The 15,250-nt window shown below is 58.1% G+C and carries 15 protein-coding genes; 10 read left to right on the top strand and 5 right to left on the bottom strand.

The genetic code is table 11. The annotated features are described in order from the left end of the window. On the top strand, nucleotides 1-316 hold a 316-nt coding region (locus A3730_RS31605), incomplete at its 5' end, for a hypothetical protein (protein WP_197477452.1). 440 nt (nucleotides 317-756) lie between these two features. On the opposite strand, the gene rep is transcribed toward A3730_RS31605, so the two are convergent. After that, nucleotides 757-2,778 (bottom strand): DNA helicase Rep, encoded by a 2,022-nt coding sequence (gene rep, locus A3730_RS11740; protein ID WP_063538103.1) that lies wholly within the window; start codon nucleotides 2,776-2,778, stop codon nucleotides 757-759. A 73-nt stretch (nucleotides 2,779-2,851) separates the two neighbouring features. On the opposite strand from rep, the gene A3730_RS11735 reads away from it, so the two are divergent. Then, nucleotides 2,852-3,583: a pseudouridine synthase gene (locus tag A3730_RS11735; protein WP_255363130.1), complete on the top strand. Its 732-nt coding sequence runs from the start codon at nucleotides 2,852-2,854 to the stop codon at nucleotides 3,581-3,583. A 111-nt stretch (nucleotides 3,584-3,694) separates the two neighbouring features. Beyond that, complete coding sequence (locus A3730_RS11730; protein WP_063519477.1) at nucleotides 3,695-4,003, top strand: antibiotic biosynthesis monooxygenase; 309 nt, start codon at nucleotides 3,695-3,697, stop codon at nucleotides 4,001-4,003. A 59-nt stretch (nucleotides 4,004-4,062) separates the two neighbouring features. Here A3730_RS11730 and A3730_RS11725 read toward each other — a convergent pair whose 3' ends face one another. Then, a complete protein-coding gene (locus A3730_RS11725; RefSeq protein ID WP_063519476.1) occupies nucleotides 4,063-5,127 on the bottom strand; it encodes an acyl-CoA desaturase in 1,065 nt (354 codons plus the stop codon). Between the two features lie 147 nt (nucleotides 5,128-5,274). Between A3730_RS11725 and A3730_RS11720 the strand changes: the two genes are divergently transcribed. Further along, nucleotides 5,275-6,303, top strand: coding sequence for an AraC family transcriptional regulator (locus A3730_RS11720; RefSeq protein WP_063518665.1), 1,029 nt, complete (start codon nucleotides 5,275-5,277; stop codon nucleotides 6,301-6,303). Here A3730_RS11720 and A3730_RS11715 read toward each other — a convergent pair. Beyond that, the gene (locus A3730_RS11715) at nucleotides 6,288-6,941 is read right to left on the bottom strand and encodes a hypothetical protein (RefSeq protein WP_063519475.1); all 654 of its coding nucleotides are present in this window, start codon (nucleotides 6,939-6,941) and stop codon (nucleotides 6,288-6,290) included. The genes A3730_RS11720 and A3730_RS11715 overlap by 16 nt on opposite strands. Nucleotides 6,942-7,000: 59 nt before the next feature. Between A3730_RS11715 and A3730_RS11710 the strand changes: the two genes are divergently transcribed. The 3 genes from A3730_RS11710 to A3730_RS11700 all read left to right on the top strand — a co-directional run bounded on the left by A3730_RS11710 (nucleotide 7,001) and on the right by A3730_RS11700 (nucleotide 9,586). Beyond that, nucleotides 7,001-7,492, top strand: coding sequence for an NUDIX hydrolase (locus tag A3730_RS11710; RefSeq protein WP_231880573.1), 492 nt, complete (start codon nucleotides 7,001-7,003; stop codon nucleotides 7,490-7,492). Nucleotides 7,493-7,557: 65 nt separating this feature from the next. After that, nucleotides 7,558-8,313, top strand: coding sequence for an SDR family NAD(P)-dependent oxidoreductase (locus tag A3730_RS11705; RefSeq protein ID WP_063519473.1), 756 nt, complete (start codon nucleotides 7,558-7,560; stop codon nucleotides 8,311-8,313). Nucleotides 8,314-8,386: 73 nt separating this feature from the next. Continuing rightward, nucleotides 8,387-9,586: an acyl-CoA dehydrogenase family protein gene (locus tag A3730_RS11700; protein WP_063519472.1), complete on the top strand. Its 1,200-nt coding sequence runs from the start codon at nucleotides 8,387-8,389 to the stop codon at nucleotides 9,584-9,586. 139 nt (nucleotides 9,587-9,725) lie between these two features. Here A3730_RS11700 and A3730_RS11695 read toward each other — a convergent pair whose 3' ends face one another. Then, a complete protein-coding gene (locus tag A3730_RS11695) occupies nucleotides 9,726-11,213 on the bottom strand; it encodes a YifB family Mg chelatase-like AAA ATPase (RefSeq protein WP_063538101.1) in 1,488 nt (495 codons plus the stop codon). Nucleotides 11,214-11,443: 230 nt separating this feature from the next. Continuing rightward, nucleotides 11,444-11,692, bottom strand: a complete 249-nt coding sequence (locus tag A3730_RS11690) for an accessory factor UbiK family protein (RefSeq protein ID WP_039926478.1) — start codon at nucleotides 11,690-11,692, stop codon at nucleotides 11,444-11,446. 311 nt (nucleotides 11,693-12,003) lie between these two features. On the opposite strand from A3730_RS11690, the gene glnK reads away from it, so the two are divergent. The 3 genes from glnK to A3730_RS11675 all read left to right on the top strand — a co-directional run. Beyond that, nucleotides 12,004-12,342 (top strand): P-II family nitrogen regulator, encoded by a 339-nt coding sequence (glnK, locus tag A3730_RS11685; RefSeq protein WP_008930504.1) that lies wholly within the window; start codon nucleotides 12,004-12,006, stop codon nucleotides 12,340-12,342. Between the two features lie 73 nt (nucleotides 12,343-12,415). Continuing rightward, nucleotides 12,416-13,663, top strand: a complete 1,248-nt coding sequence (locus A3730_RS11680) for an ammonium transporter (RefSeq protein WP_063521217.1) — start codon at nucleotides 12,416-12,418, stop codon at nucleotides 13,661-13,663. Between the two features lie 147 nt (nucleotides 13,664-13,810). Continuing rightward, the coding region (locus A3730_RS11675) for an ImpA family metalloprotease (protein ID WP_156501166.1) at nucleotides 13,811-15,250 on the top strand (1,440 nt) is incomplete at its 3' end.

The raw sequence follows: 15,250 nt of genomic DNA, 5'->3' as shown, positions 1-15,250 counted from the left end.
AGGTGGGGTCGATGTTGTTAAATGGTTGTTAGGTATTCTGGACAAGATTTCTGACACAGGAATAGTCAAATATATTGGAGGAGTGCTTGGGGAGGTTCTGGATGCTATAGGCCTTTATTCTGATATTAATAATTGCGGCTTCGCGTTTGCAATTGCAAAATATTTTGCGGGAATATTCATTACAATTGGAGCGGCTTTTCTTTTGCTGCCATTTTTGGCGCTCATGTTGACTCTCTCTCTAGCGATTTGGATGTCATTTTTTGTCGCCGGTGTCTTGTCCTCATTCTTCTCTTCCCAATGGAGCTGTAAGGAATAGCAATGAGAAAGCTTGGTTTTATAAGCAGGATTGCGACAATAATTTTTTTATGGATTATTGCTTCCGGTGCTTTAATAAGGCATGACTTTTCCATTGCGGTTTTGTCAATGTTCCTGGGATGCTGGTTGATCGCTATGCCGGATCATTATAAGAAGGGTAGGAAAAAAATGGCATGGGTCGTGTTTGGGGTGGGACTTTTTGCGTTGGTCTTGTTGATGCAGTGGAGGGGGATGGCTGGCCCGTAAAAATATTGGTTTGAATGGTTTTAGGTGTTGCGGGTAAGGGTTGGCCCGCGAGCTTTTAGGGTTTTATGGAGGATGTCAGTCCTTGGCGATAGAAGTTTATGCATAAATATTGGTTTGCAACATTGCCAAGCAGGCAAGGCAGGTGCGCAAAGCCAAAGATTGAAGTCGGAAGTTTTGCAGTATTGTGCGTCAGCGTCAGTCCAGTAATGCCCGAAGATTAGCAATGCTGGCCTCTGCCACCGCATCTTCCTTGGCTTCATCCTTCTGAATGCCGATGCCCAGATAGTCGATATCCTCCTGGGGCATTTCGTCCACGAAGCGGCTGGCGGTGGTGTCGATTTTTTCGCCGTACTGTTTGCGGGTCAGAGCCTGGGTCATGGCCAGGGTTTCCCGGGCGCGGGTGATGCCCACGTACATGAGGCGGCGCTCTTCAACGATGTTGTCTTCTTCGATGCTGGTACGGTGGGGCAGGAATTCTTCTTCCACGCCCATCATGTAGACGTGGGGAAATTCCAGACCCTTTGACGCGTGCAGCGTCATTAACTGCACCCGGTCGGAATCGTCTTCTTCCTGTTGTTGTTCGAGCATGTCCAGCAGTACCAGCTTCTTGATCACCGATTCCAGATCGCTGGCGCCTTCTTCTTCGTCTTCCTGTTTTTCCAGCATGCGCTCGATGCTGCGCACCAGTTGCCAGATATTTTCGATGTTCTTTTCACCGATGCGCGGGCTGGAGGCGTTCTGCATCAGCCAGCCTTCGTAATCCATATCGGTGATCAGTTCCTGCACCGCCTGCAAGCTGTTCTGGCCGAAACAGAACTGGCGTTTGGCATCCAGCCAGGCCTTGAACTTTTGCAGCTTTTCGGCGGCTTTGGGGTTCATCACTTCACTAAGCGCAAAGTCATCGCACACGTGGTAAAGACCTTGCTCACGCTTGAGTGCCCAAGTGGCCAGTTTTTCCAGGGTGGCGGGACCGATTTCCCGGCGCGGCGTGTTGATGATGCGCAGAAAGGCGTTGTCGTCGTCCGGGTTCACCAGCAGGCGCAGGTAGCACATCAAGTCCTTGATCTCGCTGCGCGAGAAGAAACTTTTGCCACCGGAGACCTTGTAGGGAATCGACAGGCTTTGCAGTTTCATCTCCAGAATGCGCGACTGAAAATTGCCACGATAAAGCACCGCAAAGTCTTTCCACTGCAGGCCTTTCTGCAGGCGGCGGTGAAAGATATCGCTGGCGATCCATTCGGTTTCTGCCTCTTCATCACGCAGGGCGGAAAAACGAATCGGTTCGCCGTAGCCGTAATCGGACCACAGGCTTTTTTCGAACTCGTGGGGGTTGTTGGCGATGACTGTATTGGCGGCTTTCAGGATGCGCCCGGTGGAGCGGTAGTTCTGCTCCAGCTTCACCACTTTCAGGGTAGGCCAGTCTTCCTGCAGCTGCGCCAGGTTTTCCGGTCGGGCGCCGCGCCAGGCATAGATGGACTGGTCGTCATCGCCTACCACGGTGAACTTGCCCTCCGGCAGGGTGAGCATTTTCACCATTTCGTACTGGGCGCCGTTGGTATCCTGGTATTCATCTACCAGCAGGTACTGAATACGGTTGCGCCATTTTTCCAGAATGCGCGGCTGCTCGCGGAACATGCGCGCGGGCATCAAAATAAGATCATCGAAATCCACCGCATTACACACCCGCAGCATGCGATCATAACCGCCGTAGGCCATGGCCGCGCGCAGGTCGTCGTCGGTTTCAGCGGTGCTTACCGCTTCCTCGGGCAGCACCAGCGCGTTCTTCCAGTCGGAGATGCGTTTGTGGATGACATCCACCGCGTCCAGGTCCCGTTCCGATTCGCCCTGGCGCAGGATCTCCTTGAGGATTTCCTTGCTGTCGGCGCCGTCCAGAATCGAGAAGCCGTTGCGCAGGCCGCAGGCTTTCAATTCGGATTTGAGGATGCGCAGGCCCAGGTTATGGAAGGTGGAGACAATCAGCCCCCGGGTCAGGTCGCGGCTGACCAGCTGTTGCACCCGCTCCTTCATTTCCCGGGAGGCCTTGTTGGTAAAGGTTACCGCCGCGATATGGCGGGCCGGAATACCCCGCTCCTGAATTAGCCAGGCGATCTTGCGGGTGATCACGCTGGTTTTGCCGGAGCCCGCACCGGCCAGTACCAGCAGGGGGCCGTCGGCGTAGTTCACGGCTTCCTGCTGGCGGGGATTGAGTTTGCTCATGGGGCTCCGGTAACGCTGGGGGTGAAATCGGGTCGCTATGATACCAGTGATGGGTGTGCACTCCAGACACCTTATGTCGGTTATCATGACGGTTTCTCTGGTAACGGTTTTGCCTATGCGTCTGGACTATTTTCTTGCCCACAGTGCCGGCCTTACCCGCAAGGAGGCGAAAAAGCTGATCAGCGGGGGGGCGGTAACGGTCGCTGATGAAGCAAAACCCAAAGCCAACCTGCAGTTGCGCCCGGATCAGGTGGTGATGTTGCATGGTGAAGTCGTGCAGCTTCCCGGCCATCGTTACCTGATGCTGTACAAACCCGTTGATGTGGTCTGCTCCACGGATGATCCTGAGCACCGCACGGTATTGGACCTGTTGCCGCCTGAGTTGCGCACCCAGGTACACCCGGCCGGCCGGCTGGACCGGGATACCACCGGGCTGGTGCTGCTCACTTCCGACGGGCAGTGGTCTCACCGCCTCACGTCCCCGAACCATGCCTGTGGCAAGTGCTATCGGGTGACCTGTGCAGACCCGGTCAGTGACGAGGATTTGCAGGCCTTGCGTGAGGGAATCCTGCTACGCGGCGAGGACAGCCCGACCTTGCCGGCCCGGGCTGAGCGGGTGAATGCACACACCTTGGTGCTGACTATCACGGAAGGGCGCTACCATCAGGTTAAACGCATGCTGGCTGCCCGCGGCAATAAGGTGGTGGGGTTGCATCGGGAGCAGATCGGCGAAATCGTACTGGATGCGGATCTGTCGCCGGGAGAATATCGGGTACTGACAGAGGACGAAATCGCGGGTATCTGATCGTTTGCCCTGCGACCTTCGGCCGGGGGCAGGACGGCGTGAGTGTCGAATTACGGCCTTCGGCCTAATGCGACCTACAAAATAAGGAAAAAGAACACACAGGGATGGAGTATGTACGCTGTGATCTTCACCGCCACGGTTGGTGATCAGGACGAACGTTACGGTGACATGGCTGAAAAATTACGTGATCTGGCCATGGCAGGATTTGGTTGCACTGATTTCATCAGTGCGACGCAAGGTGATCAGGAAATTGCTGTGTCGTATTGGCAGGATGAGGCGGACATTAAAGCCTGGAAGCAGCAGGCGGAGCATAAGGTAGCACAGCAACTAGGAAAGACTGGCTGGTACAAGCACTACAAGGTAGAGGTGGTAAAAATACTGCGTGCCTACGCTAACAGCGACGCTCTCTCAGAAAGCTAAAAGGCGGAAATTTTCTGCCGAAAATTTCCGCCCACGATTCTCCCATTTTCTTCAGCCCGTTACCCAAGCTGTCCCTGCAGCTCCATCACATCCACGGTTCTTTCCGGGTTTAGCGGATCAATCAGCGTGTTCGCGTCTTTGTACACCCGCGGCGTCTTGTACAGCATGGCCACTGCTTTCACATGGCTGGGCGCCACATAGCGTTCCGGCATTTCCTGTTCCAGCCAGGCGCGCACTTTCGGGGCCTGATCCGAACCCATTTTCGGGAACAGGTGGTGCTCCACGTGGTGGCTGAAGTGGAAATGCAGCGGATCAATCCAGCGCCAGGCGCGCACGCTCATGGAATTGTCCACCGGGTGATTGTTGTCCATCTGTGGGCGCAGCATGTGGTTGGTGAGGATATAACCCTGGCCGATGAAGTTGATCATCATCATCGGAATCAACACGGTGAAGATGGCCAGCGGGCCGGACACGATGGCCAGGGTGATCCAGGCGGCCATGCACAGGTAGGACTGGCGGATGGCCTTTTTACGGTCGAAGCCCTTGAACTCTTCACGCTTGCGGGTCTGCAGGCGCAGTACCAGCTGGGCATGAAACATGAAGGAATAGAACAGGAACAGGTAGCTGTACCAGGTGCCGCCACCGGGGGCCAGCTTGGTGAAGTTGGCCGTCTTCGGGTGTTTCTCGTAGCGGTGCATGGTGCCGAAAGAGTCCGGGTCCTTGTCGCCCAGATTGGTATGGGCGTGGTGAGCCACATTGTGCCAGCGGCGCCAGAACTCCGGTGGCACCAGCGCCGGGCCAAAGCCCATCCAGCCCAGTACATCCTGCATGCGGCGGCTCATGCCCAGGGCGCCGTGCAGCACTTCGTGGGCCAGCAGGGCCTGGCAGGCGAGGGTGTGGCCCGCCAGCAGGCTGAGCAGCAGGTTACCCCACCAGGGCAGGTCAAAGGCCAGAATGCTGGTGATGCTGCCGACGATGATGGCGGTCATGGGGATAAACCACAGCGCGCGCAGGGGGCGGGATTTGAATGCCGCGGGGCCAAGATCCTTTTTCACCGCATCGCGAATGGCGCGAGCGTCGTCAGCGCCAAACTGGCGGCTGTAAGCGGGTGAGTCCGTCGTCATGGGGCTGTCCTTGGGTTGTGCGGGCTGAATGCAGCCGGGAAATTCCGAGGCAGGCATTGTCGAAGAGAGCGAGCAAACGGCGAAGTGCAAGGCTGGACACTTTCCGGTCATTTTCGGACAGGTGAAAAAGTAGCGTATGATGGACCCATGAACCGTGACCGCTTTATCCAGCTTGATCCGGGCACTGGCCGTTCGCCGGTGCCGGTGAACTACGTCCGCAATCTGGTCGAATTGATCAGTGAAGTGGGCGTGGACACCCGGCGTTTGCTGCGCCAGGTGGAGCTAACGGAAGAGGAAGTCTATAACCCGGAGCCCGCGCTGCGTTTCGAGCAGTTCCGCCGGGTGATGGTCGGGGCCCGGGAGATGACCGGCAATCCGGCGCTGGGCTTGGCCCTGGGGCAGCAATTGACGCTGACCGCCCACGGTCTGTTGGGCTATGCGGCGATCAGCAGTGCGGATCTCGGCGATGCCCTGCGCTTGCTGGAGCGTTATTTCCGCACCCGTACCCGGCTGTGCGTACCGCGTATTGAGCCGTCCACGGAAGGGGTGCGTTTCTGCCTGCTGGAAAGTGTGCCGCTGGGTGATATTCGCGAAACCTACCTGGAAGTAGTGGTGGCTGCGGTGGTGGGTGGTATCCGCTACCTGCTGGGCGAGCGTTTCCGTGGCGCCGTGCTGGAGCTGCCCTACGCGCCGCCAGCGCATGCCGAGCGCTACCGCGAGCTGCTGCAAATGCCGGTTGAGTTTGGCGCTGAGGTGGCGGCCCTGCGCTTGCCGCATTCCTTGCTCAGCGAACCCTTCACCTTGTCTGATCCAGCTTCCCGGCACATGGCCGCGCAGAAATGCGAGGAAGAATTACAGCGCCTCGAGGCGGATCAGGATTGGGCCAGCCGGGTGCGCGCACGCCTGATGCAGGCGGAAGGCATGCTGCCCAGCCTGGAACAGCTGGCCGGCAACTTTCATGTGACCTCGCGGACCTTGCGTCGTTACCTTAATGCGTTGGGTGTGAGTTATCGCTCCTTGCTGGAAGAAGTGCGCATGACCAAGGCCATGGCCTACCTGCAGGCCAACATCACCGTGCAACAGGTGGCTAACCGCCTGGGGTATGCCGACCCCAGCAACTTCGCCCGCGCCTTCCGCAAATGGACCGGCCACCCGCCCAGTCATTTCCAGCCGTAGTATCCCCCTGTTTTCTGCTTCAACGCTTTGCGATTCCGCTTTCTGTGCTGTTCAATGGAATCTATCTTGGTGAGGCCGAAACGTGATCGTTCATTGTTAACTAGGCCCAGTGGTAACCAAGCTTCACAATACAAGGCGTAAATTTCAAAGAAATGCCTGGAAAATGCGCCGTCCTCTATTCGCTCAGGCTCATCCAGTTGGTGGCGTTTTTCAAGAACCCAAGGTTCCAGTGCGTACCAGCAGCAGAGGTACATAGGGCCCCATATATTCATGAAGTGGTTTCTTGAAATTAGGTTATTCCATGCCATGTAACCAATACGTTGTAGCTTGACGCTGACCTGCTGTGCTGCTTCACGTTCCTCCTTTTTCCAGTGTTCATTGGCGCTTTTTTTGTTATACGGCTGGTTTTGGTGGGCGTCAGTGATGATACGAATGAGAGGTTTGAGTGTATCCATCTCAGCCATGGCCCAGCGAAGAATATCGGCGTCACGAGACAGAGAGGCTTCACGAATATTGTGAGAGCCTTGTCGAAGCCCGATCAGAAGTACGATAGTCAATATGACCATAAGGAGGTCGGAGACCCCAGAAACCCCTCCCCAATCAAAGGTTTCAAATTGGAATTTGATGTTCTCGAACATGTTGACCTTCTTTCATCCTAATCGGGTAGAGTTCAGTTTTGAAAAAGCATGAAAACACAATGCGCGTGGATTCTGAACCCGTCCTACTTGTCTCCCGGCATAATCACCCTCGCGGCAGTTGCCAGCGTGGGCGTATGCAGCGCCAGCGGTTGATCCACCGTGCCTCCTATGTGGTGGTGCAGGATCTGGCCGGGCGGGTGTGCGTGCAGAAGCGGGCAGACCACAAGCATTTCTACCCGGGGGGTTGGGACCTGGCCGCCGGTGGGGTCATGCGCCCGGATGAGACGGTGGCTCAGGGGCTGAGTCGGGAGCTGTATGAAGAGCTGGGGTTGAGCCGTCAGTTCTCCCGCTGGCAATGGTTCTGGTTTGCCAATCCTCATCACCGGGTGTGGGGCGCCCTGGCCTCGGTGCGGGCCTGTCCGGATGCGGTGTCCCTGAGCGATGAGGTGGTGGCCATCGACTGGCTGCCCGCAGCACAGGCCCTGGCGTTGCCCGGCGCCACCCCGGATAGCCGCCACGCCCTGTCCTTGCTGCTGGCATCAGCACGCTGAGCGTTTTCGTCCTTGTTTACAGGCCCCCTGCTGGGTAGGTTCTCCCCATCTAGAAGGAGAGCCTTATGACTCAGCGATTCAGTGTTGCCGGTAAGCGTATTCTGATCACCGGTGCCTCCAGCGGCTTTGGTGCCCACTTTGCCACTGCGCTGGCCGAAGAAGGCGCGGATGTGGTGCTGGCCGCCCGCCGCGTGGAAAAACTGGAAGACACCGCCAAGGCCGTGCGCGACTTGGGCCGGGAAGCCATCGTGGTACCCATGGATGTGAGTGATCACGCCAGCGTGGAAGCGGCCTTTGCCGACATGCCACCGCTGGACGTGGTGGTGAACAACGCGGGTATTTCCCAGGAAGGCCCCACCGAAAACATCCCTGAAGAGGAATGGGACCGGGTGGTGGATACCAACCTGAAAGGCGTCTGGGCCGTCTCCAAATTCGCTATCCAGCAATGGAAGCGCGATGGCCGCCCCGGCAGCATCGTCAATATTGCCTCCATCCTCGGCCTGCGAGTGGGTGGCCGGGTGGCCCCGTACACCGCGTCCAAGGCTGCTGTCGTACAGTTCACCAAATCCCTGGCGCTAGACTGCGCCCGTTACAACATCCGCTGCAACGCCATCTGTCCCGGCTATGTGGAAACCGACATCAACGCGGATTTCTTCAACAGCCCGCAGGCGGAAAAGATGCTCAAGCGCATCCCTTACCGTCGTCTCGGTCAGATCGACGAACTGGTGGGCCCGCTGTTGTTGTTGGCCTCTGATACTTCGTCCTACATGAGCGGTGCCATCATCGCCGTGGACGGCGGTCATCTTTGCAATACCCTTTGATACGCACACGCGGCGCGGCAGCCAATACGGTCTGAAGCGTAGGAAACCCTTGAAACAGTATTAAGGAACGACCATGGATTTTTCCCTGAGCCCGGAAATCGAAAGCCTGCGTCAACAGGTCGCGGCCTTTGTCGAAGCGGAAATCATGCCGCTGGAAAACGACAAGGCCAATTACGACGACCACGAAAACTTCAAGGAAAGCGTGGTCGCTAGCCTGCGTGAAAAAGCGAAAGCGGCTGGCCTGTGGGGGTTCCAGTTACCCAAAGAGCGTGGCGGCCTGGACGTGGGCGTGGCCGGCATGGCGGTGTTGTACGAAGAAGCGGCGCGCAGCCCGTTCGGCCCGGTGGTGTTCAACTGTGCCCCGCCGGATGACGGCACCATGATCCTGCTTAACAAGATTCTCAATGACGAGCAGAAAGCACGTTGGCTACAGCCCATGATCGACGGCAAGGTGCGCTCCGCCTTCGCCATGACCGAACCCGACGGCGGCTGCGGTTCCGATCCTTCCCTGACCTACACCTCGGCCGCCAAAGAGGGGGACAACTGGATCATCAGGGGTCGTAAATGGTTTATCACCGGCGCCGAAGGCGCACAGACCTTTATCCTGATTGCCAAGACCAGTGACGATCCGCGCAAGGGCCTCACCGCCTTCCTGTTCGATGCCGACCAGCCCGGATGGGAAATCGTGCGCCGCATTCCCATCATGGGCCCGGAAGAGCACGGCGGTCACTGCGAGCTGAAATTCGATGGCCTGGTGATTCCCGATGAGAACCGTCTGCTCAACGTGGGCGATGGCCTGAAGGTTACCCAGATTCGTCTGGGTACTGCGCGTCTGACCCACTGCATGCGCTGGCTGGGTCTGGCCAAGCGTTGCATGGAAGAAGCGGCGGGTTATGTGGAAAACCGCATGAGCTTTGGAACAACCCTGGCCGAACACGAAGGTGTGCAGTGGATGCTGGGTGATGTGGCCAAGGAAATCGAAGTGGGCCGTCTGCTGACCATGCAGGCTGCCTGGATGCTGGACCAGGGTGACTTTGCCAAGAAAGAAATTTCCATGGCAAAAATCCACGTGGCCGATACCTTGCACAAGGCGGCGGATACCGCCATCCAGCTGTGCGGTGCCCGCGGTTACTCCAAGGACACCCTGCTGGAGTGGATCTACCGCTACGCCCGTCAGGCGCGTCTGGTGGATGGCGCCAGCGAAGTGCACAAGATGGTGTTGTCCCGCTTTTATCTGAAAGAGAAGCGTGATTTCTTCAAGTGGGGCGTGTAGGTCTGCTTCGCAGAGGTAACACGTGAGACGCAACACGCTTCACGCAACAGGAATCACGCAAAAAAGCCCCGCACACGCGGGGCGTTTGCGTTTAGCGCACGCACAAGGGTAGCGATTGCGCATCGGGCGCGATAAACCGTCAGCCCTGCTGCACATTCTGTCTGTAACTCAGCGCTTCGCGAAGGTGGTCCCGCTCCACCTCCGGACTGTTATCCAGATCGGCAATGGTGCGGGCGACCCGTGCGCTACGGTGCAGGGAGCGGGCGGATAACCCCAGCCGGCTCATGACCCCCGCCAGCCAGTCCCGGTGCCGGCGCAGCATGGGTTCCAGTTTGTCGCTGCCCAACTCCCGGTTCAGGCGCTGTTGCCGGTGCCATTGTTGTTTCCACGCATGGCGAACCCGTTGGGCGATGGCCTCGCTGGTTTCCCCTTCCTTGTCGCCCAGCAGCTCCTTTGCTTCTACGGCGGGCACATCCAGATGCAAATCAATGCGATCCAGTAACGGGCCGGACAGCTTGCCCTGATAGCGTTTGGCTTTTTCACAGCGATAACCGCAGCTCTTTTCCGGATCGCCCAGATACCCGCAGGGGCAAGGGTTCATGGCCGCCACCAATTGAAAGCGGGCGGGGAAGGTGAGCTGCTGGGCGGCGCGGGCGATGCTGACTTCACCGGTTTCCAGCGGTTCACGCATGACTTCCAGCACTTTGCGGTCGAACTCCGGCAGTTCATCCAGGAACAGAATGCCGTGATGGGCCAGGGAAATTTCCCCGGGCCGCGGGTAACTGCCACCGCCGACCAGGGCCGTTGCCGAGGAAGTATGGTGCGGTGCCCGGTAAGGGCGTTGATAAAAAAGCCGGCTGTTGCGGGGCTGTTTGAGTGAATGAATGGCTGCCACTTCCAGAGCTTGAGCCGTGCGCATGGGCGGCATCAATCCGGGCAACCGCGAGGCGAGCATGCTCTTCCCTGCACCTGGAGGCCCACATAAAAGCAGGGAATGGCCTCCTGCCGCGGCAATCTCCAGCACCCGCTTGGCGGTTTGCTGGCCCCGGATTTCCGACAGGCAGCCGCCCTGAAAAGGCTGCTTGGAGGGTGGTTGGCACTGGTGGCGTTCCAGGGGTTGCTGGCCGGTGAGATGGGCGGCAACCCGAGCCAGCTGGTTGGCGGCCAGGGTTGGGGTGCCGGGCAGGCCGGCTTCTTCGGCGTTATCGGCGGCGACGATGAGGGTGCGATCTTCCGCCAGACAGGCAAGAGAAGAGGGCAGCATGCCGGAAACGGGATTGAGTCGGCCGTTCAGCGACAGCTCGCCAATAAACTCGTAGTGGTCGGTGGTGATGTTACCCAGTTGCCCGCTGGCGATCAGGATGCCCAGCGCAATGGCCAGATCAAAACGCCCGCCGTCTTTTGGAAGATCCGCCGGGGCCAGGCTTACGGTGATGCGCCGCTGGGGAAAGTCGAAGCCGCTGTTGACCAGTGCGGAGCGGACCCGATCGCGGCTCTCGCGCACGGCGGTATCTCCCAAGCCGACGATGGTGAATGCCGGCAGGCCCGGTGCCAGATGGGTTTCTACCCGCACGGTGCGGGCTTCAATGCCTACCGGTGCCCGACTGTATAGCAGCGCATGCGTCACGATTCCTCACAAATTCAATGGTTTGTGAGGCAGTGTACGAGGGAAGGGCTTGCCTGCCTGTGCGAGGTTGGTGGCGGCAGACGTAGGAAATCGGATTGTCTGTAGGGGCGAGGGGCGTTACGACGATCAGGCTTGGTTAGTGACGAGTGACGAGAAGCGAAAACCTGGGGTGGGTTTGTTTTTCGTCACTCGCTTTTTGGCTGTGAGGGTTCGGTAGGCGCAAACGCTGATCAAGCGTCTGCTGACTTCTCCAGCTCGGCCACCTGTTTTTCCAGTGCTTCCAGCTTTTCACGGGTACGGAGTAGTACTTGTTGCTGGATATCGAACTCTTCCCGGGTGATCAGATCCAGGCGGCTGACGGTTTCCGCCAGTACGCTGCGCACGTTTCGCTCTACTTCGCTGCGCAGGCCGCCCAGGTCGGTGGGCAGGCGGCGGCTGATGTCGGCCATGAGGCGGTCGATAAAGGGCTGATCGGGCATGACAACGGCGTCCTTGTAATGATACGCGGATGGTAGCACGGTGTGCGGGGGCGAGGCACCGGCTGGCGCGGGCAGACATTCTGCACCAACTTGGATCCCGCCCCATTGTGGTGCGCTATAATGGCGCGCCGGGCCTGGATGATGAATCCAGACCGTGATGTAAATCCCTGAAAATGCATGATTTTCTAAAACTGGCATGGGTCGTGCACTAATTGGGTCAGAGCGTTCGCGCAAGCTGTGGATCGGGAACCATAACGGGGCTCGAAGAGAAACGGACGTCACCGGACGCGGTGAAAGCTGAGGAGAAAGAAATGAAACTGGTTACTGCCGTAATTAAGCCGTTCAAATTGGATGACGTGCGTGAAGCACTCTCCGAGATTGGCGTGCAGGGCATCACTGTTACCGAAGTGAAAGGCTTTGGACGCCAGAAAGGTCACACCGAGCTGTACCGGGGTGCCGAGTACGTGGTGGATTTCCTGCCCAAGGTAAAAATCGAAGTGGCCATCGCCGAGTCCAGCCTGGACCAAGTGATTGAAGCCATCGCGAAAGCCGCGAATACCGGCAAAATTGGTGACGGCAAGATCTTCGTTACCTCCCTTGAGCAAGCGATTCGTATCCGTACCGGTGAAACCGGCGAGGACGCGATTTAAGTTTTACCGTGTTTTGAATTGACCCATGCCAGGGCTTTAGGAAAACACGCTTCCATTTTCGGAGGGTTGCATTGTGGAAAACCAAATTTTTGAATTGAAATACGCGCTGGATACGTTTTATTTCCTGATCTGTGGCGCGTTGGTCATGTGGATGGCGGCAGGCTTTGCCATGCTGGAAGCTGGCCTGGTGCGTGCCAAGAACACCACCGAAATTCTCACCAAGAACGTGGCCTTGTTTGCCATTGCCAGCACCATGTACATGGTTTGCGGTTACGCGATCATGTATGACGGCGCCATCTTCCTGTCCGGGATTGTGGGTGACGGGGTTGCCGGTGCAGAAGAAGCGGCAACCTATGCGCCTTCTGCGGACTTCTTCTTCCAGGTTGTGTTTGTGGCAACCGCCATGTCCATCGTATCCGGTGCAGTGGCTGAGCGGATGAAGTTGTGGGCATTCCTGGTCTTTGCAGTGGTTATGACCGGCGTTATCTACCCGCTGGAAGGGTCCTGGACCTGGGGCGGCGCTGATGTGTTCGGCCTGTATAACCTGGGCGATCTGGGCTTCTCTGACTTTGCGGGTTCCGGCATCGTTCACATGGCGGGTGCTGCTGCTGCCCTGGCCGGTGTTCTGCTGCTGGGTGCACGTAAAGGCAAGTACGGCCCGAACGGTGAAGTACACGCTATTCCGGGTTCCAACCTGCCGCTGGCCGCACTGGGTACCTTCATCCTGTGGTTGGGCTGGTTCGGCTTTAACGGTGGCTCTGTGCTGGCAACCTCCAGTGTCGGTGACTCCAACGCGGTTGCGGTTGTGTTCATGAACACTAACGCTGCTGCTGCCGGTGGTGCCATTGCTGCGCTGATCGTTGGCCGCATCCTGTTTGGCAAAGCCGACCTGACCATGCTGCTTAACGGCGCCCTGGCTGGCCTGGTAGCGATCACCGCTGAGCCTTCTACGCCGACTGCCCTGCAGGCGACCCTGTTCGGTGCTCTGGGTGGTGTGCTGGTGGTATTCAGCATCCTGACTCTGGACAAGCTGAAGATCGATGATCCGGTAGGTGCGATCTCCGTACACGGTGTGGTTGGCTTCCTGGGCCTGATGCTGGTGCCGATCACCAACCCGCTGACCGATGACGGTGGCGCCAGCTTCTCTGGCCAGCTGATTGGTGCGCTGACTATCTTCATCTGGGTATTCGTAGCCAGCCTGGTAGTGTGGGGCATCCTGAAAGCGGTCATGGGCATCCGTGTCAGCGAAGAAGAAGAGTACGAAGGCATGGATATCGCAGACTGCGGTATGGAAGCCTACCCTGAGTTTGTGAAGGGGTAATAAGAGACGCAACAAGCAACACGCGTCACGCAACACGAAAAGCCCCGGCCAGTTGGCCGGGGCTTTTTTTGTGCGCAGGTTCCCGACCGGGACGAGCCAGTTCCGTAAGATGCCGCCCAACTAATAAAAACTTCGTAGGTGGTCGGGATGCGTAACGTGGTCGGGGTTCTGTTGCTGTTGGCGCTTTTAAGCGGTTGCGGGGGTGGCGGCGGTTCTGATGGCGGCGGCGGTGAGTCTGCTGCGAGCCCATTGGACAAAGCGCTCAGTAGCGGCAACAGCGCAGGCCTGGATGAGCAGACGTTGCTTGAACAGGCGCTGGAAGAAGTGGCCAGACTGGAAACCCTGCAGCAAGAGCTGGTCGCCGGGCTGGGGGTCAGCGGCCCGTTGCGATACCCGGTGTCCCGCAACAGTCATTTCATCAATGCCGGCTTTGGTAACGGCGCGGTGCTGCTGCGTGGCAGTGATTCGGGGCACTCTTTTGCCAGTGCGGTGGAGATTGCCGGGCAAAGAGCCGCCGGGATCGGGTTCGAGTTCTATCAGCCCCGAGCTGACGCCGCTGGCATGGACGCATTTGCGCGCAGCCTGCTGACGTGGCTGGGGGGAGGGGCGTCACCCGGACAGGTTTCCCTGGCAGGGATCAATGCCAGTGGCCTGAGTGAGTGGCTGTCGGTGCAATTGCCGAAAGCCGATCAGATTTCCTGCCCCACCGGGTTACCGGCCAGTTGTCTTGCGGGAAGTCAGGTGCTGTTGGTCAGTGACCGTCCTGCTGCAGGCGATGAGCAGGCCCTGCAGGCGTTACTGGTTGAGGCCCGTCAACAGGGCCTGGGGGTTGTCTATATTCATACCCGGGTGTGGAACAGTTCCCCGTTGGGTGAGGCGATGCTCGGCGAGTTGGGCATGGCACTGGGCAGTTACCCGGGGAACTACTTTGTGGAAGACACCCTGGATTGGTCTTCTGCGCAACAGATGCTTTCTGCCATTCAGGTGGATAACCCGATCAAGACCGCTCTGGAACATTTCTATCACCAGGACTTCCCGGTGAATTTTGATTATTGCGATAGCCTTGCCGATGGCAATTGCGATAACTATGCGGCCTTGAAAACGGCCTTGCTGGATGGTGCCAACCAGCTGCGCGGCATGCTCGGTAACCTGGATCGCCAAGGGCGCCCGTTGTTTGCCGAGCGCGGACATACCCTGTTAAAGCTGTTGGTGTTACTGGGTGATGTATGGCGTGAACAGATTGCTTATCCCATGAACAAAAACGTGGCTCCGGTAGGGGATTTCATGCGGGCACTCTATGCGGATTACAGCGTGCAATACTTGCGTGGAGTCCAGCCCGCCCAGCCGGATCTGGGTAGCTTCAGTGAGCCCATGGCGGCGGCGCCAGCTACCTCAACACAGCGCCCCAGCGTCACCGTTAAAGGCGACCATTTCACTGCGCTGGGGGCCTACGTGCTTCCGGGGCAGCGCGTCAGGATTACCCGCACCGACGATAACGACAGCGTAAGCACCGCCATTCGCATCAACACCCAGCGTACCGGTTCCACCCGGTTATGGAGCGAGTATTCCCGCCCGCGCTTTCTGGCC

The organism is Alcanivorax sp. HI0044, assembly GCF_001634945.1.
Note: the sequence above shows the minus strand (reverse complement) of the source record. Positions and strands in the feature narration are given on the sequence as shown.

Excerpts from the sequence above, each read along its gene's own strand:
- A3730_RS11700 (WP_063519472.1), top strand. The coding sequence starts at position 8,387 with ATGGATTTTTCCCTGAGCCCGGAAATCGAAAGCCTGCGTCAACAGGTC.
- A3730_RS11710 (WP_231880573.1), top strand. The coding sequence starts at position 7,001 with ATGCGCGTGGATTCTGAACCCGTCCTACTTGTCTCCCGGCATAATCAC.
- A3730_RS11730 (WP_063519477.1), top strand. The coding sequence starts at position 3,695 with ATGTACGCTGTGATCTTCACCGCCACGGTTGGTGATCAGGACGAACGT.
- A3730_RS11720 (WP_063518665.1), top strand. The coding sequence starts at position 5,275 with ATGAACCGTGACCGCTTTATCCAGCTTGATCCGGGCACTGGCCGTTCG.
- rep (WP_063538103.1), bottom strand. The coding sequence starts at position 2,778 with ATGAGCAAACTCAATCCCCGCCAGCAGGAAGCCGTGAACTACGCCGAC.
- glnK (WP_008930504.1), top strand. The coding sequence starts at position 12,004 with ATGAAACTGGTTACTGCCGTAATTAAGCCGTTCAAATTGGATGACGTG.
- A3730_RS11690 (WP_039926478.1), bottom strand. The coding sequence starts at position 11,692 with ATGCCCGATCAGCCCTTTATCGACCGCCTCATGGCCGACATCAGCCGC.
- A3730_RS11715 (WP_063519475.1), bottom strand. The coding sequence starts at position 6,941 with ATGTTCGAGAACATCAAATTCCAATTTGAAACCTTTGATTGGGGAGGG.
- A3730_RS11735 (WP_255363130.1), top strand. The coding sequence starts at position 2,852 with ATGTCGGTTATCATGACGGTTTCTCTGGTAACGGTTTTGCCTATGCGT.
- A3730_RS11725 (WP_063519476.1), bottom strand. The coding sequence starts at position 5,127 with ATGACGACGGACTCACCCGCTTACAGCCGCCAGTTTGGCGCTGACGAC.
- A3730_RS11705 (WP_063519473.1), top strand. The coding sequence starts at position 7,558 with ATGACTCAGCGATTCAGTGTTGCCGGTAAGCGTATTCTGATCACCGGT.